The 20,799-nt window shown below is 54.5% G+C and carries 18 protein-coding genes; 2 read left to right on the top strand and 16 right to left on the bottom strand.

Annotated elements, in window-relative coordinates:
• Positions 1–48 precede the first annotated feature (48 nt).
• The 13 genes from atpA to ravA all read right to left on the bottom strand — a co-directional run bounded on the left by atpA (position 49) and on the right by ravA (position 14,561).
• A complete protein-coding gene (gene atpA, locus AC0IXH_RS17685; protein WP_013204589.1) occupies positions 49–1,590 on the bottom strand; it encodes a F0F1 ATP synthase subunit alpha in 1,542 nt (513 codons plus the stop codon).
• 14 nt (positions 1,591–1,604) lie between these two features.
• A complete protein-coding gene (gene atpH / locus AC0IXH_RS17680; RefSeq protein WP_013204590.1) occupies positions 1,605–2,138 on the bottom strand; it encodes a F0F1 ATP synthase subunit delta in 534 nt (177 codons plus the stop codon).
• A 14-nt stretch (positions 2,139–2,152) separates the two neighbouring features.
• The gene (gene atpF, locus AC0IXH_RS17675; protein ID WP_013204591.1) at positions 2,153–2,623 is read right to left on the bottom strand and encodes a F0F1 ATP synthase subunit B; all 471 of its coding nucleotides are present in this window, start codon (positions 2,621–2,623) and stop codon (positions 2,153–2,155) included.
• Positions 2,624–2,726: 103 nt separating this feature from the next.
• Positions 2,727–2,966, bottom strand: a complete 240-nt coding sequence (gene atpE, locus AC0IXH_RS17670; RefSeq protein ID WP_003849523.1) for a F0F1 ATP synthase subunit C — start codon at positions 2,964–2,966, stop codon at positions 2,727–2,729.
• A 50-nt stretch (positions 2,967–3,016) separates the two neighbouring features.
• Entirely contained in the window at positions 3,017–3,832 is an 816-nt protein-coding gene (gene atpB / locus AC0IXH_RS17665; protein ID WP_013204592.1) for a F0F1 ATP synthase subunit A, read from the bottom strand.
• 8 nt (positions 3,833–3,840) lie between these two features.
• On the bottom strand, positions 3,841–4,221 hold the full coding sequence (gene atpI / locus AC0IXH_RS17660; RefSeq protein WP_013204593.1) for a F0F1 ATP synthase subunit I: 381 nt from the start codon (positions 4,219–4,221) through the stop codon (positions 3,841–3,843).
• Positions 4,222–5,063: 842 nt separating this feature from the next.
• On the bottom strand, positions 5,064–5,684 hold the full coding sequence (gene rsmG, locus AC0IXH_RS17655) for a 16S rRNA (guanine(527)-N(7))-methyltransferase RsmG (protein WP_013204594.1): 621 nt from the start codon (positions 5,682–5,684) through the stop codon (positions 5,064–5,066).
• Positions 5,685–5,792: 108 nt separating this feature from the next.
• Positions 5,793–7,682, bottom strand: coding sequence for a tRNA uridine-5-carboxymethylaminomethyl(34) synthesis enzyme MnmG (gene mnmG / locus AC0IXH_RS17650; protein ID WP_134823120.1), 1,890 nt, complete (start codon positions 7,680–7,682; stop codon positions 5,793–5,795).
• A gap of 461 nt (positions 7,683–8,143) precedes the next feature.
• Positions 8,144–8,587: an FMN-binding protein MioC gene (gene mioC / locus AC0IXH_RS17645; RefSeq protein ID WP_013200041.1), complete on the bottom strand. Its 444-nt coding sequence runs from the start codon at positions 8,585–8,587 to the stop codon at positions 8,144–8,146.
• A gap of 212 nt (positions 8,588–8,799) precedes the next feature.
• Positions 8,800–9,261, bottom strand: coding sequence for a transcriptional regulator AsnC (asnC, locus tag AC0IXH_RS17640; protein WP_471720770.1), 462 nt, complete (start codon positions 9,259–9,261; stop codon positions 8,800–8,802).
• A 118-nt stretch (positions 9,262–9,379) separates the two neighbouring features.
• Positions 9,380–11,524: a 5-histidylcysteine sulfoxide synthase gene (gene ovoA / locus AC0IXH_RS17635; protein ID WP_471720769.1), complete on the bottom strand. Its 2,145-nt coding sequence runs from the start codon at positions 11,522–11,524 to the stop codon at positions 9,380–9,382.
• Between the two features lie 83 nt (positions 11,525–11,607).
• Positions 11,608–13,068 carry an ATPase RavA stimulator ViaA gene (gene viaA, locus AC0IXH_RS17630; RefSeq protein WP_105760549.1) on the bottom strand — a complete coding sequence of 487 codons (1,461 nt, stop codon included), beginning with the start codon at positions 13,066–13,068 and terminating at the stop codon, positions 11,608–11,610.
• Positions 13,065–14,561 carry an ATPase RavA gene (gene ravA, locus AC0IXH_RS17625; protein ID WP_013200045.1) on the bottom strand — a complete coding sequence of 499 codons (1,497 nt, stop codon included), beginning with the start codon at positions 14,559–14,561 and terminating at the stop codon, positions 13,065–13,067. Before ravA ends, viaA begins: the two co-directional genes overlap by 4 nt.
• Before the next feature lie 257 nt (positions 14,562–14,818).
• Between ravA and kup the strand changes: the two genes are divergently transcribed.
• Positions 14,819–16,687: a low affinity potassium transporter Kup gene (kup, locus tag AC0IXH_RS17620; protein WP_013200046.1), complete on the top strand. Its 1,869-nt coding sequence runs from the start codon at positions 14,819–14,821 to the stop codon at positions 16,685–16,687.
• Positions 16,688–16,746: 59 nt separating this feature from the next.
• On the opposite strand, the gene qseC is transcribed toward kup, so the two are convergent.
• Together qseC and qseB are read right to left on the bottom strand one after the other, a co-directional pair.
• Positions 16,747–18,093, bottom strand: a complete 1,347-nt coding sequence (gene qseC / locus AC0IXH_RS17615; RefSeq protein ID WP_134823124.1) for a quorum sensing histidine kinase QseC — start codon at positions 18,091–18,093, stop codon at positions 16,747–16,749.
• A complete protein-coding gene (qseB, locus tag AC0IXH_RS17610; RefSeq protein WP_013200048.1) occupies positions 18,090–18,752 on the bottom strand; it encodes a quorum sensing response regulator transcription factor QseB in 663 nt (220 codons plus the stop codon). The genes qseC and qseB overlap by 4 nt, the downstream gene beginning before the upstream one ends.
• Positions 18,753–18,972: 220 nt before the next feature.
• On the opposite strand from qseB, the gene AC0IXH_RS17605 reads away from it, so the two are divergent.
• Positions 18,973–19,368, top strand: a complete 396-nt coding sequence (locus tag AC0IXH_RS17605) for a YgiW/YdeI family stress tolerance OB fold protein (RefSeq protein WP_346568258.1) — start codon at positions 18,973–18,975, stop codon at positions 19,366–19,368.
• 42 nt (positions 19,369–19,410) lie between these two features.
• Here the strand turns inward: AC0IXH_RS17605 and AC0IXH_RS17600 are convergent, their stop codons facing one another.
• On the bottom strand, positions 19,411–20,763 hold the full coding sequence (locus AC0IXH_RS17600; protein ID WP_013200050.1) for an 8-oxoguanine deaminase: 1,353 nt from the start codon (positions 20,761–20,763) through the stop codon (positions 19,411–19,413).
• Between the last annotated feature and the right edge of the window lie 36 nt (positions 20,764–20,799).

Raw genomic sequence — 20,799 nt, 5'->3', positions numbered from 1 at the left:
CTCCTCAAAGCCTTGCGGCTTGCCCCCTAAGAGACAAGCCGCCAGACATTACCAGGACTGGGTTTTCTTAAACGTTTCGAGGAGGCCTTTCAGCTTCTCTTCGATTTCGCCGTTATAGTTACCAGACTGGTTGATTTCAGCCATCAGCTCAGCGTGATCGCGATCCGCAAAAGCCAGCAGCGCCGCTTCGAAGCTACCGATTTTCGCCAGTTCGACGTCATTCAGGAAGCCACGCTCGGCCGCAAACAGCACCAGACCCTGCTGCGCTACGGACATCGGCGCATACTGTTTCTGCTTCAGGAGCTCGGTCACTTTCTGACCGTGGCTCAGCTGCTTACGGGTCGCTTCGTCCAGATCGGAAGCGAACTGAGAGAACGCTGCCAGTTCACGATACTGTGCCAGCGCGGTACGAATACCACCGGACAGTTTCTTGATGATCTTGGTCTGAGCAGCACCACCCACACGGGATACCGAAATACCCGGGTTAACTGCCGGACGAATACCGGAGTTAAACAGGTTAGTTTCCAGGAAGATCTGACCATCAGTAATCGAGATTACGTTGGTCGGAACGAACGCAGAAACGTCGCCTGCCTGAGTTTCGATGATTGGCAGTGCAGTCAGTGAACCGGTTTTACCCTTCACTTCGCCTTTGGTAAACGCTTCAACGTACTCAGCGTTAACGCGAGAAGCACGCTCCAGCAGACGGGAGTGGAGATAGAACACGTCACCAGGGAAAGCTTCACGACCTGGCGGACGGCGCAGCAGCAGGGAAACCTGACGGTAAGCAACAGCCTGTTTAGACAGGTCATCGTACACGATCAGTGCATCTTCACCGCGGTCACGGAAGTATTCGCCCATGGCGCAACCTGCATACGGAGCCAGGTACTGCAGAGCAGCAGACTCAGATGCGGTAGCCACAACAACGATGGTGTTAGCCAGTGCGTTGTGTTCTTCCAGTTTGCGAACCACGTTAGCGATAGTCGACGCTTTCTGACCGATAGCGACGTACACACACTTGATGCCGGAATCACGCTGGTTGATGATCGCATCGATCGCCATCGCGGTTTTACCGGTCTGACGGTCACCGATGATCAGCTCACGCTGGCCACGGCCGATTGGGATCATCGCATCGACTGACTTGTAGCCAGTCTGCACAGGCTGGTCAACGGACTGACGATCGATAACGCCTGGTGCAATCACTTCGATTGGCGAGAAGCCATCGTTGTCGATTGCGCCTTTACCGTCGATTGGTGCACCCAGGGTGTTCACCACGCGGCCTAACAGGCCACGACCAACCGGTACTTCAAGAATACGGCCAGTACACTTAACTTTCATGCCTTCGGCAAGGTCAGCGTATGGGCCCATCACGACTGCACCAACGGAGTCGCGCTCCAGGTTCAGTGCGATTGCGTAACGGTTGCCCGGCAGTGCGATCATCTCACCCTGCATAACATCGGCCAGGCCGTTTACGCGGATGATGCCGTCACTGACGGATACAATAGTGCCTTCATTGTGAGCTTCGCTCACTACATTGAACTGAGCAATGCGCTGCTTGATCAGTTCGCTGATTTCGGTGGAATTCAGTTGCATATGCTCCAGTCCCCTTAAGACTGCAAGACGTCTGTAAGACGCTCGAGACGGCCGCGTACGCTGCCGTCAATGACCATATCACCCGCTCGGATGATTACGCCTGCCAATACAGATTTATCGATTTTGCAATTCAGCTTAACTTTGCGTGACAGACGTTTTTCCATAGCGGCGCTGATTTTGGTCAGCTGTTCGTCACTCAGTGTAGTGGATGAGATTACCTCAACGTCCGCGGTCGCATCATGTGCGGCACGTAGTTGGATAAACTGAGCCAGTACATCGGGAAGCGCTGGTAAACGTTTGTTTTCAGCCATGACCTTAACAAGGTTCTGACCGGCTTCATCCAGTTGATCACCACAGATAGCGATGAACTGTGCAGACAACGCTTCCGGCGCAACAGCGCCGGAAAGAAGTTCTGCTACCTGTTCATTGCTGGCTACCTCGGTAGCGAACGCCAGCATCTGCTGCCAGCGATCGACACTTTGATGCTCAACAGCAAAGTCAAAAGCTGCTTTGGCGTAGGGGCGAGCTACAGTAGTAAATTCAGACATCAGCCCCTTCCTCCTTACAGTTCAGCGACCAGTTTATCAACGATGTCGCTGTTAGCAGCTTCATCCACGGAACGTTCAATGATTTTCTCGGCGCCGGCAATTGCCAGCATCGCGACTTGCTTCCGCAACTCTTCACGTGCACGTTTACGCTCAGCATCAATTTCAGCCTGCGCCTGGGTGACGATCTTGTTACGTTCCTGCTCAGCCTCAGCTTTGACTTCGTCCAGGATCTGCGAACGGCGCTTGTTAGCTTGTTCGATGATTACCTGAGCTTCTTCTTTCGCTTTCTTCAGCTGATCGGTCGCATTAGCCTGCGCGAGATCCAAATCTTTTTTGGCACGTTCAGCGGAAGCAAGGCCTTCGGCAACTTCTTTCTGGCGCTTTTCGATAGCGGCCATTAAAGGCGGCCATACGTACTTCATGCAGAACAGGACAAACAGGATGAACGCGATAGCCTGGCCGAGGATTGTTGCGTTAATGTTCACAGCACAATGCCTCTTGTTAAGTTAACTTTTTCTCCGGCTGGCAAGCCAACCGGAAGAATCCGTTCATCACCAGACATAACACCCGGCGATGAACTATCGGTTATTACGCGACAGCAAACATCACGTACAGACCCAGACCAACAGCGATCATTGGGATTGCATCCACCAGACCCATTACAACAAAGAACTGCGTACGCAGCAGAGGGATAAGATCCGGTTGACGCGCAGCGCCTTCCAGGAATTTGCCTCCGAGGATGCCGATACCGATTGCAGCACCGATTGCCGCTAAGCCCATCATCACAGCGGCAGCCATGTACAGCAGATCCATATTCAGGTTTTCCATGACAGTCTCCAGTTTGTTTCAGTTAAAACGCAGTAGTGTTAAGTAAAAAATCAATGTTCTTCAGATGCCATCGACAGATAGACAATCGTTAAGACCATGAAAATGAAAGCCTGCAACGAAATGATCAGGATGTGGAAAATGGCCCAAGGCACATTCAGGATCCACTGTGACCACCACGGCAACAGACCGGCAATCAGGATAAAAATCAATTCACCCGCATACATGTTTCCGAACAGTCGCAGACCCAGAGATACCGGTTTGGACAGCAGGCTCACACCTTCCAGAATCAGGTTGATCGGAATGAAAATCGGGTGATTGAAGGGTTGCAGTGTCAGCTCTTTCGTAAAGCCGCCAATGCCTTTCATCTTGATGCTGTAGAACAGAATCAAAACAAATACGCCAAGTGCCATAGACAGCGTGATGTTCACGTCTGCAGAAGGCACCACACGCAACGCTGGCAAACCTAAGACGTGCTCACCGATATACGGCAGGAAGTCTATAGGCAGCAGGTCCATGAAGTTCATCAGGAACACCCAGACGAAAATCGTCAGGGCCAGCGGTGCGATTAATTTGCTTTTACCGTGATACATGTCGCGGACGTTGTCGTCGACAAAACCAATTACCAACTCGATCGCGGCCTGCATTTTACCCGGTACGCCGCTGGTGGCTGATTTCGCAACTGAACGAAACAGCACCAGAAACACCAGTCCGAGCACCACAGAGAAAAACATGGAGTCGATATTTAGTACCCAGAACGACGGTGCGTCGTGTGGATTCACTAGCTCGAAGGTACGCAGATCAAGCTGAAGATTCTTCAGGTGATGACCTATGTATTCCTGCGGCGTAGAGATTTCTCCTGCAGCCATGATGCCTCTTACCCTTTGTTGTTAATTACAGCCGGTGCGACGATTTGCACAATCAGCACCGATAACCAGGCCAGTCCGAGCGGTGTAAACGCCGCCCCAAATACTGCCAGCGCCAACACCAGCAGGAGAATGGTGGCCAGGACCTTCAGCACCTCACCCAGTAAAAAAGTCCAGGCGATGCGCCCTTTCACTGGGTCTCCTGCCTGATGACGCCAGGCAAAAATCATAAACACAATGTTTGGCAGCCAGGCTGCCAGTCCACCCGCGAGGGCGGACAAGCCCCACGCCAGATCTTTCAGGGCAAACAGCGCGCCGATTACGACGAAAGTCACCAGCTGAAGCATCAGCACGGTTCGGGCAAATTTTACTCTGTAAAGGGACACTGACATGACGCTGAAACTCTCCTGCCCCATCCGGGGTATGTCGCGTGTCGTATAAAACTGCCTTTGCTCTTTTGAGTCAAGCAGCAAAAAACGAGCAAATTATACGGTGCGCCCCTGCGATTTCAATGGATAAGTAGCGAAAAGGTGAACAATTATTTAAATTTCTTTCCACAGGCCTGTTTTTCAAAATTGTAAAGAACAGCAAACCAAGTGAAATTTACTGCAATAGCCGACAAACCTTGCTCATAAAGCGTGCGTGTGATCACACTTCGGTAACTTAATGCTTAAGTTCTGTGCAGGATTAGTCTCATTAGAATGAAATTTAAATTAAAATACCCAATACAATTCAATAAGTTACCTAATGATAATTTAAATATGGCAATTATTGTCGATTAAAAGCCCTTATTGACATTCGTAGCAACTAATTCTCGCCCCATAAGCCATTACTTACGTCGATTTATAAAGGGGATATATTTTCCTGCGTGACGACTGACCCGACGATAATGGCGGCAAAAGGTGATGTTAATGATAATGGAATGTGAAAATAAGGTTAAATGTTGCCAATCGTGTCGGATAATTTCAGCCTGTGCTTTTAACCTTGTCGAAACAACCTGGCAGCGGAAAAAAGTGTGAATGCGATCGTTCAACTGATGCATTTTCAGACAACACCTTAGCCGGTCTGGCACGCCAGGTGTCGTCACCTGGCAGGATAGTCACCGAACTTAACTAAAATCCAGTAACATAAAGCACTTACAGACAATAAGGCTATTCCGCTTCAGGCGGATAATCCGGGTAAAAAACGCCGAAATATCGCCGCTAGTGCGGAATAAAAAAGCAGCGCCTGCTGCTTATTTCGTCACGTTAACCACGATCAGATGACGCTCACCTTCCAGCTGCGGAACCGCTAATTTCACCACCCGATCAACAGCAAATCCCGCTGGTAATGTCGCCAGTTCATCGTCAGGAACGACGCCTTTCAGGGCATAAAACTGGCCTTTTTCGCCTGGCAAATGGTGGCACCAGTTGAGCATATCGTTCAGTGAAGCAAAGGCCCGGCTAATCACGCCATCAAACGGTGGCTCCGCAGGAAAGTCCTCTACCCTACTCTGCACTGGCTCTATATTCACAAGCTTCAGCTCATGCTGAACCTGCTTCAGGAAGCGTATGCGCTTGCCTAAGCTGTCCAGCAGGGTGAAATGCGCGTCAGGCCGGACAATCGCTAAGGGTACGCCTGGCAGGCCGGGACCGGTGCCGACATCAATAAAGCGGCTGCCCTGCAGGTGTGGCTCAACCACAATGCTGTCCATGATATGGCGGATTAGCATCTGCTCAGGGTCACGCACTGACGTCAGATTGTAGGCTTTATTCCACTTGTGCAGCATTTCAACATAGCCCACCAGCTGGTTTTTTTGCTGATCGGACAGAGAAATAGTAGCCGCTTTAAGCAGCGAAGTGAGTTTATTAATCACAATGAGGTCCTGTGAGGGATTTTGGGGGGAATTTATTCGTCCCGCCTGACAAATACAAGAGGGGCGAGAAAACTCCCGCCCCTCTTACGTTGTGACTGTCAGTGAAAGTCAGGCGCTTTTACGCAGCAAGCCCTGCTTTTTCAGGTAGATCAACAGAATGGAGATCGCCGCCGGGGTGATCCCAGAAATACGCGATGCCTGGCCAATCGATCCCGGTTTGTGATCGTTCAGCTTGGCAATCACCTCATTGGAGAGGCCGCTCACCTGATGATAATCCAGTTCTGCCGGCAGCAAGGTATTCTCATTGCGCTGCTGGCGATTAATCTCTTCCTGCTGGCGCGCAATGTAGCCTTCGTACTTCACCTGAATCTCAACCTGCTCAGCCGCCTGAGGATCGGCCAGTGCCGGGGCAAAGGTGCTCAGGGTCATCAGCTGCTGATAGGTCATTTCCGGACGGCGAAGCAGATCTTCACCGCTGGCTTCCTTGGTCAGCGCAGCACTCAGCACGCCGTTCACTTCTTCCACGCTGTCTGATTTCGGGTGTACCCAAATATCGCGCAGACGCTGGCGTTCTTTTTCGATGCTTTCCAGTTTCTCGTTGAAGCGAGCCCAGCGGGCATCGTCAACCAGACCCAGTTCACGACCGGCTTCGGTCAGACGCAGATCGGCATTGTCTTCACGCAGCATCAGGCGGTATTCAGCACGTGAGGTAAACATGCGGTACGGCTCTTTGGTACCCAGCGTGCAGAGATCGTCCACCAGTACGCCAAGGTAAGCCTGATCGCGGCGGGGTGCCCAGGTCTCTTTGTCAGCAGACAGGCGACCCGCGTTCAGACCAGCCAGCAGTCCCTGAGCCGCCGCTTCTTCGTAACCGGTAGTGCCGTTGATCTGTCCGGCAAAGAACAGACCCTGGATATGTTTGCTTTCCAGCGTCGGTTTCAGATCGCGAGGATCGAAGAAATCGTACTCGATGGCATAGCCAGGTCGAACGATCTTCGCGTTTTCCAGTCCCTTCATCGACCGGACGATCTGGATCTGAACGTCAAACGGCAGGCTGGTAGAGATGCCATTTGGGTAAATTTCATTGCTGGTCAGGCCTTCCGGCTCGAGGAAGATCTGGTGCGCGTTACGATCGGCAAAACGCATCACCTTGTCTTCAATCGACGGACAGTAGCGTGGACCAATTCCTTCAATCACGCCGGAGTACATCGGGCTGCGATCGAGGTTATTGCGGATCACATCGTGGGTGTTCTCGTTGGTGTAGGTGATGTAGCAAGGCACCTGTTGTGGATGCTGTGACACATTGCCCATGAAAGAGAAGACCGGCATTGGCGTATCGCCATGCTGCGGATCCAGCACGCTGAAATCAATGGTTCTGGCATCGATACGCGGTGGCGTTCCGGTTTTCAGACGGCTGACACGCAACGGCAGTTCACGCAGACGACGTGCCAGCGGAATCGAAGGAGGATCGCCTGCACGACCGCCGCTGTAGTTATCCAGACCGATGTGAATTTTACCGTCGAGGAAGGTTCCGACCGTCAGAACGACCGACTTAGCACGGAACTTCAGTCCCATCTGGGTGACTGCACCGACAACACGATCGTTCTCAACGATAAGATCGTCTACCGCCTGTTGGAAGATCATCAGGTTTGGCTGATTCTCTAGCGCAGTACGCACGGCCTGTCGGTAAAGCACGCGGTCAGCCTGAGCACGGGTAGCCCGAACCGCAGGACCTTTGCTCGCGTTTAGTATCCTAAACTGTATGCCAGCCCGATCGATGGCATGTGCCATCAGCCCGCCAAGTGCGTCCACTTCTTTAACCAGATGTCCTTTTCCAATCCCACCGATCGCCGGATTACAGGACATTTGTCCAAGCGTATCAATGTTATGGGTTAATAGCAGGGTTTGCTGACCCATTCGGGCAGCCGCCATTGCGGCTTCGGTACCCGCATGACCACCACCGATTACGATGACGTCAAAAGGATCTGGATAAAACATGGAACTGCACCTCGCGATTGTGCGATTTAGGGAGATTGGTTATCAGGGCGTGGATTCTACGCAACTTTGGGCGATGGGGAAAGCGCACTACCCGGTGTGTATTAAAAAGAAGATCTTTTTTATCTAGAGATCTCTTTGTTAGATCTTCTATTAGGATCGACGATCTCTGTGGATAAGCCTTTTTTCCTGATAACGATCATCATCTTATTAAGGATCGTTAGCTGTGAAAGATCGGTGATCCTACGGCGTATAAGCTGGGATCTAAATGGCACCTTATCCACAGGCTCCGGCAAGTACTCAAGTTGTTCTTGGGATAACAACCGGTTATTACCGGGTTTTAAGCATAGTTATACACAAACGATCGCCACTTAAATGAACAAAAAAGGACATTATTTACAAAACCTGGCCGTTTTTTTTCGATCCGGCAGCCAAAATCAGGGCGATCCTGCTGCCAGCGATCCTCATTTGAGTAAGTTTTTCCAACTTTCTACCCAAACCTCAGCCGGATCCTCAGGGATCTCATGTTCCAGCACATCGATATCCAGTCGATCGCCGATCCGTTGAGCGCCACAGGACGTTAACAGCACGTCGATCTTCTCTATTGCACCGCAGAACAGATCGTACTCGCGGTTGCCAATACCGACGGCGCCGTAACGCAGTTGGGAAAGATCGGGCTTTTTCTCTGCCAGTTCATCAAACAGGGGTTGCAGATTGTCAGGAAGATCGCCTGCACCGTGCGTGGAGCAAACCACCAGCCAGGTGCCTTCAACGCTCAGTTCTTCCAGTTCAGGACCGTGAAGTAACTCGGTTGAAAAGCCTGCTTCTTCCAACTTCTCAGCCAGAAGTTCGGCCACATATTCCGCGCTGCCTAAGGTGCTACCCGTGATTAACGTAATGTCAGCCATTTATAAAGATCCCTGTACCTCAAAGGCGGCTATTGTACGCTGTGATCAAGCGGGGATCTACCTGTGGATAAGTAAGGGTAATTGGCTGGGAGGGATGAACCGAAAAAGACGCGGGAGATCAGCAGCCCGACGATAGCTGATGAAAAAGAGAAAACGCTGCCGATCGGGCCTTAAACGATCCCGATCGGTGTGTGGATAATATTGTGCACAGATCAGGGCTTGATGGTGCGCATAATCGGGTTCTGCAGGGAGATCAGCGTCTCGGTTGACTGGATTTCATCGATGGTCTGGATCTTGTTGATCAACACCAGTTGCAGGGCATCGATCGAGCGGCACATCACCTTAATAAAGATGCTGTAGTGGCCGGTGGTGTACCAGGCTTCCACCACTTCATCCAGCGCATCAAGTTTTGCCACCGCAGCCGGGTAGTCACGGGCACTTTTCAAAATGATGCCGATAAAGCAGCAGACGTCATAGCCAAGATGCTTGGGATCAATCTCCAGCCGCGTGCCTTTAATGATCCCCGCCTGCTTCATTTTCTCCACGCGAACGTGAATAGTGCCTGGGCTGACGTTGAACACTTTTGCCAGTTCAGCATAGGCGGTACGGGCATTATCCATTAACGCATTAAGGATGCCACGATCGAGACTGTCAATTTGCAGGTTATCCGCCATGATGGCTCCTGAGTTAAGGAATATTCAACATATAGCGGGATAATGTGCAGGAAAGGGAGCAGACAGGCAATATTATTGTGGAATAAACAGCGGGCACAGGGCATGCCCGCTGGAGGGTTTAACGCTTACGCCACACGGTCAGCTGCGCAACGGTGTGCTGATACTTGCGCGCCGTTTCACGTATCACGAAAGGCACATCCTGCGGCGCGGCGATCTCTTCGAAATCGGTGGCCAGCAGCCGCTGTAACGCCTGATAGGTGGTCAGCGCTTCACCGTTCTCACGGATGCCGCCCAGCCAGTTCTCCTTCGGCGTAAAGTCTTCCAGCCAGGTGTACGGCGAGGAGAGCATCAGGACACCGCCCGGCGCGATCATCGTCGTAATGTCCTGCAGGAAGCGCTTAGGCTGACGCAGGCGGTCGATCAGGTTGGAAGCCAGCACCAGGTCATACCGTTCGGGCTGCGGCTTGAGGTTACAGGCATCGCCCTGCACAAACTGAATGCGTTGCGCCTGTTCCGCGCCGAGATCGAAATCTTTCAGCCGCACCTGACGGTATTCCACCAGGTCGCCTTCTTCCTGGGTGACATAACGGAACTCCTCGCCACTGGTCAGCTGGATGGCCACATCGATAAAGCGCGCGGAGTAATCCATTCCCACTACGTCGCTGAAATGACGGGCCAGCTCAAAGCTGGCGCGGCCGGTGGCACAACCGATATCCAGTGCGCGACCGCGTTTTTCCGTCATCCGGCAGGCAATGTCCACCAGCGCTTTGCCGTAATTCGGCGTGCCGAAGTAATCCGGCCCGAACTGGAAGTCGAGATACTGCGAAACCATGCTGTCGGTTTCATACGGGTTCAGCATCTGTTTTTCCTGATGGTTGGAGACCACATAGCGGAAACCGGCGTGCTGGAAGAAGTGACGGCGGAAGGCGTAGCGGGCAGATTTCAGCGCTTCGTTACCGGTGGAGATCCAGCTACCGCCTTTGATCAGCGCATGTTTGCCATCAAAGGTCGGCGTCGAGAAGTCGTCATATAAAGGATGAACCTTAAATCCTTCCAGACCGTTGGTTGGCGTGGTGGTCCACTGCCAGACGTTACCGATCAGATCGTAAAACTCGCCCTGAGCAAAACGATCGACCGGACAGGAAGACGCCCACCAGGCCAGATTGATATTGCCCGGTGCCTCGCGCCAGTCGGTCTGATCGCCTGTCACCTGCTCACGCAACAGCAGCCATTCGGCTTCGGCAGGCAGCTGTACCGATTTGCCGGTTTCATCGGCTTTCCAGCGGCAGAACGCGGCGGCTTCCAGCTGGTTCACTTCGGCTGGCCAGTCCCATGGCATCGGCACTTCTTCGGTCATCAGACGCAGTTTCAGTGCATCAGGCTCGGCGGCAGAACCGACCCAGAACGTGGGCTGAGTGGCTTTGGCAAAGTCGCGCCAGCCAAGACCTTCTTCATCCCACCAGCGCGCGTCCTGATAACCGCCGGCGGCGACAAATTCGAAGAATTCGGCGTTGCTGGTCAGCATCTTGCTGGCTTTAAACGGCTTCACGTCGGTGGTCAGCGTGCCGTACTCGTTATCCCAGCCGTAGGTATCATCGCTTTTGCCCTGGGTGACCCGAGCGCCGTCAACGTCGACCAGCGCGTTCGCCGGCACTTTGCTTCGATCGTGTCGGGCTGAAGGGCAGGCTGGCCAGTGCGCCTGCGGCTTCACCCATTCAATGGGCAACTGGCGGATCAGCACGCTGGAGGTTTCCAGATGGATGCGCTCGTGCTCAATGCCCATCAGGATCACCCATGCCGGACTGTCCCAGTTGATCGGTAAGGTCAGCGGCATCTCTTTGATAAAGTTTTCGATAAGCGAGCGGACTTTGCCGCGATAGTCGCGCAGTTGGGCGACGGTCGGCCACGGGTAGTTGTGGGTGTCCAGATCGTCCCAGCTCATCTCATCGACGCCGATTGCCATCATCGCTTCGATGTTGTCATCCACGCGGTTATCCACCAGCCCACCCGCCATCATTTTATTGATGTAGAAAGTGGCGGTGTGGCCGTAATAGAAAATCAGCGGATGGCGCAGGGAAATCGCTTTGGTGAACCAGGCCTTTTCATCGGCGAGGCAATCGAACAGGCTCTCATACAGAGACCAGGTCTGATTGAAGTACGTCAGAATTTCCTGACGTTTTTGCGCCTCGCTGCCGCTGCTCAATAACAACGTACGGGTCGGTGCGGGTAATCCTGGTGCGAACTCTTGTTGTTGTGCTGTCACGTAATGCTCCCAATCTGCCTGTTGGCTAAAGCGTACACATGACTATAGCAAATAAGCATTTCCAGATTGTGTCTGAGGGAGAACTAGCGTTGCCAGCGGCGCAGCAGACGGCTTTTCAGGCCGGTATCGAAGTGCCAGATGTGGTCGAAAATCCGCATGATGCCGGGTTTTCCATGATCGGACAGCGCAACGGCATGAAAGCGCTGCTGCTGTTTCAGCTGGTGCTGTTTGATGCGTTTGACCAGCTCTTCTGGCAGGCGCTGGGCAATAAAATCGGAGATGATCACCGCATCGGCATCGTTCCATGCCGGCGTGGCCAGTTTAAGCAGCACCGAGTCCAGGCAGGCGGCCAGATCGGTGCCGCCACGAAAACGCTGGCTGAGAAAGCGGATCGCCTGGGAGATGCCATCGCCCGCGGTCAGTTCGTAGGCCACCACTTCATGGGCGAACAGCATAATGTAGCAACGACGGTTATCCGCCAGCGCCACCTTCAGCAGGGCGAGGCAGAACGCTTTGGCGCAGCGCTCGTTGAAGCCGCCCATTGAACCGGAGGTATCCACACAGACGATAAAGGGGCCGCGTGGCTGCTGGTCATGATGATGATGACTGACCGGCCTGAGCATCACCTTGTCGTGCCAGGCATCGCCCTGCAGACGATAGGTCAGCAGCCTTTTCTCCACCAGCCGACGGTAGAACTCAATTTCCAGCTCGCTGATGCCCAGCGTGACCAGTTCGGGTGGTAGCAGGCGCAGAATGTCGTCGCTTTGATGCAGCCCGCTGACCTCTTCCGGCACGCTTTCCGGCTCGCGCACCAGATGATGAAACTCCTCCAGCGGCGCGTCTTCGGTCGGCACCGCCTTGGCTTCTTTGCTGCGGCCCAGTTGTTCAGCCAGCTTCAGCAAGGCCGGTTGCTGGGCCAGAAAGTCGCCGTACTCAACGATCAGCTGGTAATCACCCCGTTGCAGCGGGCTTTTGGTTAAATCCCACAGCCGTCCCGCCGCAGCTTCATCGTTGTCCGATAACACCTTTGCCAGCTGACCACTCATGGCTAAGCGTTGCTGAAGCTCGGCCAGCAGTTTTTCTCGCTCCTGATCCAGCAGCTGCTGATTCAGGGTCAGGGTTTGCAGCGTCAGGCTTAACCGCCAGCGCTGGAGAAACAGGGTTTGCTGGGCCTGACTGAGCGCGCTGGGATCGGCATTGGCGACCAGCTGGTGGGCTTTTTCACTAAAGGGAGAATGATGTTCACTGAGGTAAGCCAGCAGTTCAGGCAGCTTCTGGCAGAACGGCGTATGACCCAGGCCCTGAAACTGCTGGAACAGCGCAAATTCGGCGGCAAGATCCTCCGGCACGGAGGTGGTCTTCAGCTGTTCCAGCACTTCCGTTTTCCAGCGCGGCAGATCGCGCAGCAGCGCTTTCTTCATGCCGGGGAATTTTTCAAAAAAAAGCGCCAGCTGGGGACTGGCGAGCAGGGCGATCACTAACTCTTCGAGCAGGTCGCCCTCGCTGATGGTCAGAAGTGCGCTCAGTGTATCAAGCGAGATCACCGACGCGCCTGCTTCAGCTGATCCGCCACCTGTTGCAGACTCTCTTCAATTTTTGCCAGCCAGTCATCGCTGATAAACAGGCAGCGCTGATGCTGGCTGAACAGCGTGCGCTGGTTGCGCAGCTGGGTTTCCACCTCATCCAGTGCCTGCACAATCTCTTCCGGCAGCCCGCTGGCCTGCTGTTTGCCCGGCAGCATCAGCCGGGTGGATTGCAGGCTGACGTCGCGCAGCGTCAGGCAGTCATTACCGTCCACATGCAGGTCCAACGTCTGGGCAAAGCCAATGCCGTTAAGCTTGCCACGAATATCGCCGCTTTTTTGCAGCCAGTGATGCAGCGGTTCACGCGCAATCACCACGTGCGTCACCTGCATGTCGTGCAGCATCAGCGGCTTTTGTAGCATCAGCGTCAGCGAGTCATCGGCCAGCGTGGCGGGCAGTTCATAATGCGGTTTGCGGCTGAACATGCCGCCATGTTTTTCCAGACGGATCGCCTGTTCGACGCTTTTTTCCTGCTGCAAGGCCAGCCGGCGCGACTCAATTTGCTGCAGCTTAATCAGCATCGGCTGCTGCTGCCAGGCGTGCTGGGTGATCAGGCTGTCGATTTCGCGATCCAGCAGCTTCATCGACGCCACGTCGTGCCACAGGCAATCCTTCAGCAGGATAAGATCGACCGGCGCAATGCTGTTGCGTCCGCTGTAAAACGCGCAGGCTTGCAGCAGGTGGATGGCTTTTTTCCAGCGACGATCGGAGATATAAGGCGCTTCGGGCTGGTTTTCCATCTGCTGGCGCAGCAGGAAGATCAGTTCAAAGACATCGTCAGTCAGCGCGACCTGAGTAATGCCTTTCTGCCATTCGCTATACTCTTCATCGGTGATGCACAGAGAGTCCGCCACCGGGTTGATGGTTTCATCCTGCTGGTGGGTAAGCATGCTGCGGAAGTTTTGCTTCTCATGCACGTTATCCAGCCACAGGCGGATTAACATGCGGTCATACAGCGCTTCCAGCCCGCTGTCGGCCTCGGGCAGCTCATTCGACGCGGTAACCAGCAGGCGCATGGGGATTTTTTCTTCGCTGTCACCGTTACGAAAGCGACGTTCATTAATGGCGGTCAGCAGGGTATTGAGGATCGCCGGGCCCGCCTTCCAGATCTCATCGAGAAAGACAATTTCGGCATCCGGCAGATAACCTTTGGTCAGTCGCTGGTAGCGGCCTTCGTCTTTTAGTGCCTGAATAGAGAGAGGGCCAAACACTTCTTCCGGGGTGGAAAAACGGGTCATCAGGTATTCAAAGGCGCGGGAATGTTGAAAAGCGTACTTGAGTCGGCGGGCAATCAGACTCTTGGCAATGCCCGGTGGGCCCAGCAAAAAGACGCTTTCGCCGCTCAGTGCAGCCAACAGGCAGAGACGAATCGCGTGATGCCGCTCATAAAGTCCTTTTTCTAATGCATTGCTGAGGCGGGCGATTCTTTCCGCAAGTAAATGGGGCTGGGGCATATTCAAACATTCATCCTTTTCTACGGTCTGGCCAGCAGGGTGACTGGCGAGCGCAAACACTACTGGCTATGATGCTTGAAAGAGTTGATACGAGTCAGCTTTTTTCTTGTCAAAGAGTGACGCAGGGCAGTGAAGTCATTTCTCTTAACGTAATAAGGATAGGCATTCATCATGATTCATGCATACTGTGCGCGTTTTGATGGCTTGATGAGCTGTGCGCAATCCCGCGTCACTCGGCTCCAACAAAAGACTAGTTTATGAGTTCTGAAAAAAAGCAGTCCCTTGGCGCAGTGACCTTAGCCGCCATTGGCGTTGTCTATGGTGATATCGGTACCAGCCCTTTATATACCCTCCGTGAATGCCTTTCCGGCCAGTTTGGCTTTGGCGTGGAACGTGACGCGGTATTTGGTTTTCTTTCCCTGATTTTCTGGCTGTTAGTGCTGGTGGTGTCGCTCAAGTACATCAGCTACGTGATGCGCGCAGATAACGCCGGAGAAGGGGGAATACTGACCCTGATGTCGCTGGCCGGCCGCAATACCGGGGCCAGAGCCACGGCGGTACTGGTGATCATGGGACTGATTGGCGGCAGCTTCTTCTATGGTGAAGTGGTGATCACGCCGGCCGTTTCAGTGCTTTCGGCGATTGAAGGTCTGGAGATCATCGCGCCGAACCTCGACCGCTATATTGTGCCGATGGCGATTGCCGTGCTGACGCTGCTGTTTGCTATCCAGAAGCACGGTACCGGCATTGTCGGCAAACTGTTTGCCCCGGTGATGCTGCTGTGGTTCATTGTGCTGGCGGTGCTGGGCGGCATGAGTATCGCTGCGAATCCGGACGTGCTGCATGCGATGAACCCTTACTGGGCGATGCATTTCTTTATGGAATATAAAGAGGTGTCGTTCTTTGCGCTGGGCGCGGTGGTACTGGCGATCACCGGGGTGGAAGCGTTGTATGCCGATATGGGCCACTTCGGTAAATTCCCTATCCGTCTGGCGTGGTTCATTGTGGTACTGCCATCGCTGGTGCTGAACTATTTCGGCCAGGGCGCGCTGCTGCTGAAGAATCCTGAAGCGATAAAAAACCCCTTCTTCCTGCTGGCGCCTGACTGGGCGCTGATCCCGATGCTGATCCTGGCGACGCTGGCCACGGTTATTGCCTCGCAGGCGGTGATTTCCGGCGTCTTCTCGCTGACCCGCCAGGCCGTTCGTCTGGGCTATCTGCCGCCGATGCGCATTGTACACACTTCGGAAGAGGAGTCCGGTCAGATTTATATCCCGGTCATCAACTGGCTGCTCTATTTCGCCGTGGTGATTGTGATTGTTGGCTTCCAGCATTCCAGTAACCTGGCGGCGGCCTACGGTATTGCCGTCACCGGCACCATGGTGTTGACCGCGATCCTCTGTACCACGGTGGCGATTAAAAACTGGCACTGGAACCGTTATCTGGTGCTGACGGTGCTGGTCGGCATGCTGTGCATTGATGTGTCGTTGTTCTCTGCCAACCTGGTGAAAGTGTTCTCCGGTGGCTGGTTGCCGCTGTGCCTGGCGCTGGTGATGTTTATCATCATGACCACCTGGAAAAGCGAGCGTTTCCGCCTGCTGCGTCGTATGCATGAACACGGCAACTCACTGGAAGCGATGATTGCCTCGCTGGAGAAATCGCCGCCGGTGCGCGTGCCGGGCACCGCGGTGTATATGTCCCGTGCGTTGAACGTGATCCCGTTCGCTATGCTGCATAACCTAAAGCATAACAAGGTCTTACATGAGCGCGTGGTGCTGCTGACGCTGCGAACGGAAGATGCGCCTTATGTGCATAACGTCCGGCGCGTGACCATCGAACAGCTTTCGCCAACCTTCTGGCGCGTGGTGGCCAGTTACGGCTGGCGTGAAACGCCGAACGTCGAAGAGATTTTCCACCGCTGTGGGCTGGAAGGGCTTAGCTGCCGGATGATGGAGACCTCGTTCTTTATGTCGCATGAGTCGCTGATTATCGGTAAACGACCGTGGTATCTGCGCCTGCGCGGCAAGCTGTTCCTGATGCTGCAGAAGAACGCCCTGCGTGCGCCAGACCAGTTCGAGATCCCGCCTAACCGGGTGATTGAGTTAGGGACACAGGTCGAGATTTAATCCCGACCGGCAGAGAAAAGGGGCCTTTGGGCCCCTTTTTTTGTGCTCGCTGACGCGGGCTACCAGCTGACGGACGCCGCAAAACCGCCCGCATCACGGTTAGCAAAGCTGGCCCGCATCCCATGCAGTTGGGCAATATTGCTGACGATGGACAGTCCCAGCCCGCTGCCGGACTTTTCCTGTCCCGGAGGCCGGTAAAACCGCTCGCCAACCCGCGTCACAGCCTCTCCCGTAACACCGGGTCCGTTATCCAGAACCTCAATACGGCGTGGCGACAGGATCAGCTGCACGCTTCCGCCAGACGGGCTGTAACGAATGGCGTTATCCAGCAGATTACGCACCATCAGCGCCAGCAGCAGCGGCTGTCCATTTTTGATGACCGGAACCCCGGGCGCCTCAAGGCTAAGCTCGATACCGGCGGCCTGCGCGCTACCATAATGATCGACAACGGCCTGTTGCAGCAGCTGTTGCAGATTGACCGGCTGCGTCTCCAGATCCTTCTCGCTGTCCAGTCGGGAGAGCGTCAGCAACTGATCGACCATCCGTGTGGCTCTGTCGATCCCCGCATCCAGATTGGCCAGTGCATGGTGACGCATCGCTTCATCGTCATGGGCCAGCTGCGCCACTTCGGTTTGCACCTTCAGCGCCGCCAGCGGCGTGCGCAGCTCATGCGCGGCATCTGAGGTAAAGCGTCGCTCGCGGGTCAGCATCTGCGCGATACGGGCAAACAGCGAATTCAGCTCGTCCACCAGCGGCCGGACTTCTTGTGGAACCCGATCTTCCCTTAACGGCGTCTGATCGTCCGCAGAGCGATGCCGCAGCTGGCTGGCGATACGTTTCAGCGGTGCCAGCTCGTGGGTGATCAGCCATAGCAGCAGGATCAACATCACCGGCAACGCAAACAGCCACGGCCAGAGGTTGGTCTGCACGATATCGCGGGTCATATCATCGCGATATTCCCATTCCTGACCGACCACCACCACATACTGCTGATCCGGTGTGCTCAGCCAGACCATGCGCCACAAATCATCGTCACCTTTCAGCTTGCCGTCGGTGAAGCCGTTGCGCGGGTAGTGAAAGCGGAAGTCTTTGCCGTTTTCACCGTCGTTCATCACCATTTTTCCGTCGCGGGTGAACACCGCAAAGGCCAGCGCATCGTCTTCCTGATCGCCGCGATGATGCTTGAGCAGCTTTTTGGTTTTAGGCAGCGTCAGCGGTTCGTGGCTGAGCTGTTCCGGGTTCATCGTTGCCAGCCTTTTGGCAAACAGCATCTGCTGGGTATCAAACAGCTCGTTGATTTTATGCCGCGTCTGCCACCATGAGCCGAGGCTGGCCGTTCCCCAGCAAATCAGCGTCAGGAGCAGAAAGCCCAGCATCAGACGCAGGCGCAGGCTCAGGCGATTCACACCGGTTCTCCCAGCGTATAACCGACGCCGTGAATGGTGCGGATAAACTGGCTGCCCAGTTTTTTTCGCAGATGGTGGATATGCACTTCAACGGCGTTGCTGGAGACGTCTTCATCCCAGCTGTAGAGCTTTTCTTCTAACTGCGCTCGGGTCAGCACTCTGCCGGTATTCATCAGAAACAGTTCGAGCAGCGCCAGCTCGCGGGATTTTAGCTCCAGCGGTTCGCCGTTCAGCGTCACGCGGTGCGAGCCGCTCTCCATCACCACGGCACCATGGCTGAGCAGCGGGTGAAGCTGGCCATGGCGGCGGCGAATCAACGCCTGCAGCCGGGCTGCGACTTCGCTCAGGGCGAAAGGTTTGCAGAGATAGTCATCGGCCCCTTGCTGTAGGCCGGTTACCCGCTGTTCCAGCGCATCCCGCGCGGTGAGGATCAGCACCGGTTCATCCTGTCCCTGCTGACGCCACTGGCGCAAAATATCCAGCCCGTCCATGCCCGGCAGGCTTAAATCCAGCACCACCGCGTCATAAGGCGCCGCGCTGAGTGCCGCCAGTCCCTCTTTACCTTCGGTGAACCAGTCGACGCTGAATCCCATTTTTATCAGCCCGGCTTTAATCCCGTCGCCAATTAACCGATCGTCCTCAATGACTAAGATGCGCATGATAAATTCCTCTGTGATTACCCGCTTTATACGTAACAGGCAGACCGGTTGTACAGCGCAGATCGCCGGAATTCGCGTTTTTTCGCCAATTTTGATAAATATTAAGCGGGCCGCGAGGTTCTTAAGAACCTGTTAAGAACCCTTTGCTTTAATAGCTCCCGAAGAGACAAACGAGGCACTATTTATTACTGCCGAACCTCCAAGGAATAAAGGTGACAATATGAAAAAGACCGCTGCTTTATTAGCCATTACCGCGCTGGTTTCAATGCCTGTTCTTGCTGCTCAGACCGGTGGGTTTGTTGACCCAAATGCCCCCACTGCCCAGGTGCAGAAAGGCGGCTTTTCCGGACCAAACGGCACGGTAGCCACCGTTAAACAGGCGCAGGATATGAAGGATGATGCCTGGGTAACCATGCGCGGCAATATTGAAAAGCGTATTGGTGATGAGGATTATCAGTTCCGCGATGCCACCGGCACGATGAAGGTTGAGATTGATCATAAGCGCTGGGAAGGCCAGACCATTTCGCCGAAAGATAACGTCGAGCTTCAGGGCAAGATTGATAAAGACTTCAACTCGGTTGAACTGGACGTAAAACAGATCCGCAAAGTTCAGTGATAATACGTCGCGGCGGGGACAACGAACCCCGCCGCGCGTTATTTAGCTGACCAACGCACTGGCAGCCGTGCGATGTTGAGCAATCAACGAGGCAATATCCAGACCCGGAATAACGCCATCTATCACCCGCCACTGACCGCCCACCATAACGTAATCAGCTCGCTCCGCGCCACACAGTATTAAGGCGGCAATCGGATCGTGGCTGCCGCTGAACCGTAATTCATCCATTTTAAACAGCGCCAGATCGGCCTGCATGCCGACCCGTATCTCACCAATATCCTCACGCCCTAATAAACGCGCCGATCCGCGTGTCGCCCAGCCGAGCACTTTTTGCGGCGTGATACGTTCAGCGCCGTAGCGCAGCCGCTGCAAATAAAGCGCCTGGCGGGTTTCATACATCAGGTTGGAGGCATCGTTAGAGGCGGAACCGTCCACGCCTAACCCTATGGTTGCGCCAGCCTGTTCCAAATCCAGCGTCGGGCAGATACCCGAAGCAAGCCGCATATTGGACACCGGACAGTGGCAGATGCCGGTTCCGGCCGCGCCGAGGCGGGTTATTTCATCAGGATTGAAATGAATTCCGTGCGCCAGCCAGGTGCGTGGCCCCAGCCAGCCCACCTTCTCCAGATAATCCACGGTGCGCAGGCCAAAACGATCCAGACAGAATTGCTCTTCATCCAGCGTTTCGGCCAGATGGGTGTGCAGACGGACATCCCACTGCCCGGCCAGCTTTGCGCTTTCAACCATGATCTCTTCGGTAACCGAGAACGGAGAGCAGGGTGCCAGGGCAATCTGAATTTGTGCGCCGGCGCCGCGCTGGTGGTAGCGCTTAATCAGCCGCACGCTGTCTTCGAGAATAGCTTCACCCGTCTGCACCGTGTGCTGAGGCGGCAGGCCGCCCTGGTCTTCGCCGAGACTCATTGAGCCACGGGTTAACAGCGCCCGCATGCCCAGCTCTTTCACCACCTCAACCTGCACATCAATCGCCTCTTCCAGTCCGTCGGGAAAAAGATAGTGATGATCGCTGGCGGTGGTGCAGCCAGACAGCAACAGTTCCGCCATTGCCACTTTGCTGGCCAGCGCCAGCGCATCGGGCTTCAGTTTTGCCCACACCGGATAGAGCGTTTTCAGCCAGGGAAACAGCGGCTGATTGACGACGGGTGCCCAGGCTCGGGTCAGGGTTTGGTAAAAATGATGATGCGTGTTGATCAAACCCGGCAGCACCACGTGCTGGCTGGCGTCTTTGATCTCATCGCAGGGCTGGGAAGGGTGTTGGCCTGAAGCCAGGATTTCAGTGATCACCCGATCTTCAATGACCAGTCCACCTCGTCCATCGGTGTCTTCAGGGGTAAAAATAGCGAGCGGGTTTTTCACCCAAATACGGTGTGCGGGCATAGCCAGCTTCTCCTTTATAAAGAATAAGATAAGCCA

This window comes from Erwinia sp. AC075 (assembly GCF_979253995.1).
This window is presented reverse-complemented; position numbering and strand designations above follow the sequence as displayed.

What these genes read in the sequence shown, in the direction of transcription:
- asnC (WP_471720770.1), bottom strand. Translation starts at nt 9,261, where the DNA reads ATGGCGGATAACCTGCAAATTGACAGTCTCGATCGTGGCATCCTTAAT.
- AC0IXH_RS17605 (WP_346568258.1), top strand. Translation starts at nt 18,973, where the DNA reads ATGAAAAAGACCGCTGCTTTATTAGCCATTACCGCGCTGGTTTCAATG.
- atpI (WP_013204593.1), bottom strand. Translation starts at nt 4,221, where the DNA reads ATGTCAGTGTCCCTTTACAGAGTAAAATTTGCCCGAACCGTGCTGATG.
- kup (WP_013200046.1), top strand. Translation starts at nt 14,819, where the DNA reads ATGAGTTCTGAAAAAAAGCAGTCCCTTGGCGCAGTGACCTTAGCCGCC.
- atpE (WP_003849523.1), bottom strand. Translation starts at nt 2,966, where the DNA reads ATGGAAAACCTGAATATGGATCTGCTGTACATGGCTGCCGCTGTGATG.
- ravA (WP_013200045.1), bottom strand. Translation starts at nt 14,561, where the DNA reads ATGCCCCAGCCCCATTTACTTGCGGAAAGAATCGCCCGCCTCAGCAAT.
- mioC (WP_013200041.1), bottom strand. Translation starts at nt 8,587, where the DNA reads ATGGCTGACATTACGTTAATCACGGGTAGCACCTTAGGCAGCGCGGAA.
- mnmG (WP_134823120.1), bottom strand. Translation starts at nt 7,682, where the DNA reads ATGTTTTATCCAGATCCTTTTGACGTCATCGTAATCGGTGGTGGTCAT.
- atpA (WP_013204589.1), bottom strand. Translation starts at nt 1,590, where the DNA reads ATGCAACTGAATTCCACCGAAATCAGCGAACTGATCAAGCAGCGCATT.
- qseB (WP_013200048.1), bottom strand. Translation starts at nt 18,752, where the DNA reads ATGCGCATCTTAGTCATTGAGGACGATCGGTTAATTGGCGACGGGATT.
- AC0IXH_RS17600 (WP_013200050.1), bottom strand. Translation starts at nt 20,763, where the DNA reads ATGCCCGCACACCGTATTTGGGTGAAAAACCCGCTCGCTATTTTTACC.
- atpH (WP_013204590.1), bottom strand. Translation starts at nt 2,138, where the DNA reads ATGTCTGAATTTACTACTGTAGCTCGCCCCTACGCCAAAGCAGCTTTT.
- atpB (WP_013204592.1), bottom strand. Translation starts at nt 3,832, where the DNA reads ATGGCTGCAGGAGAAATCTCTACGCCGCAGGAATACATAGGTCATCAC.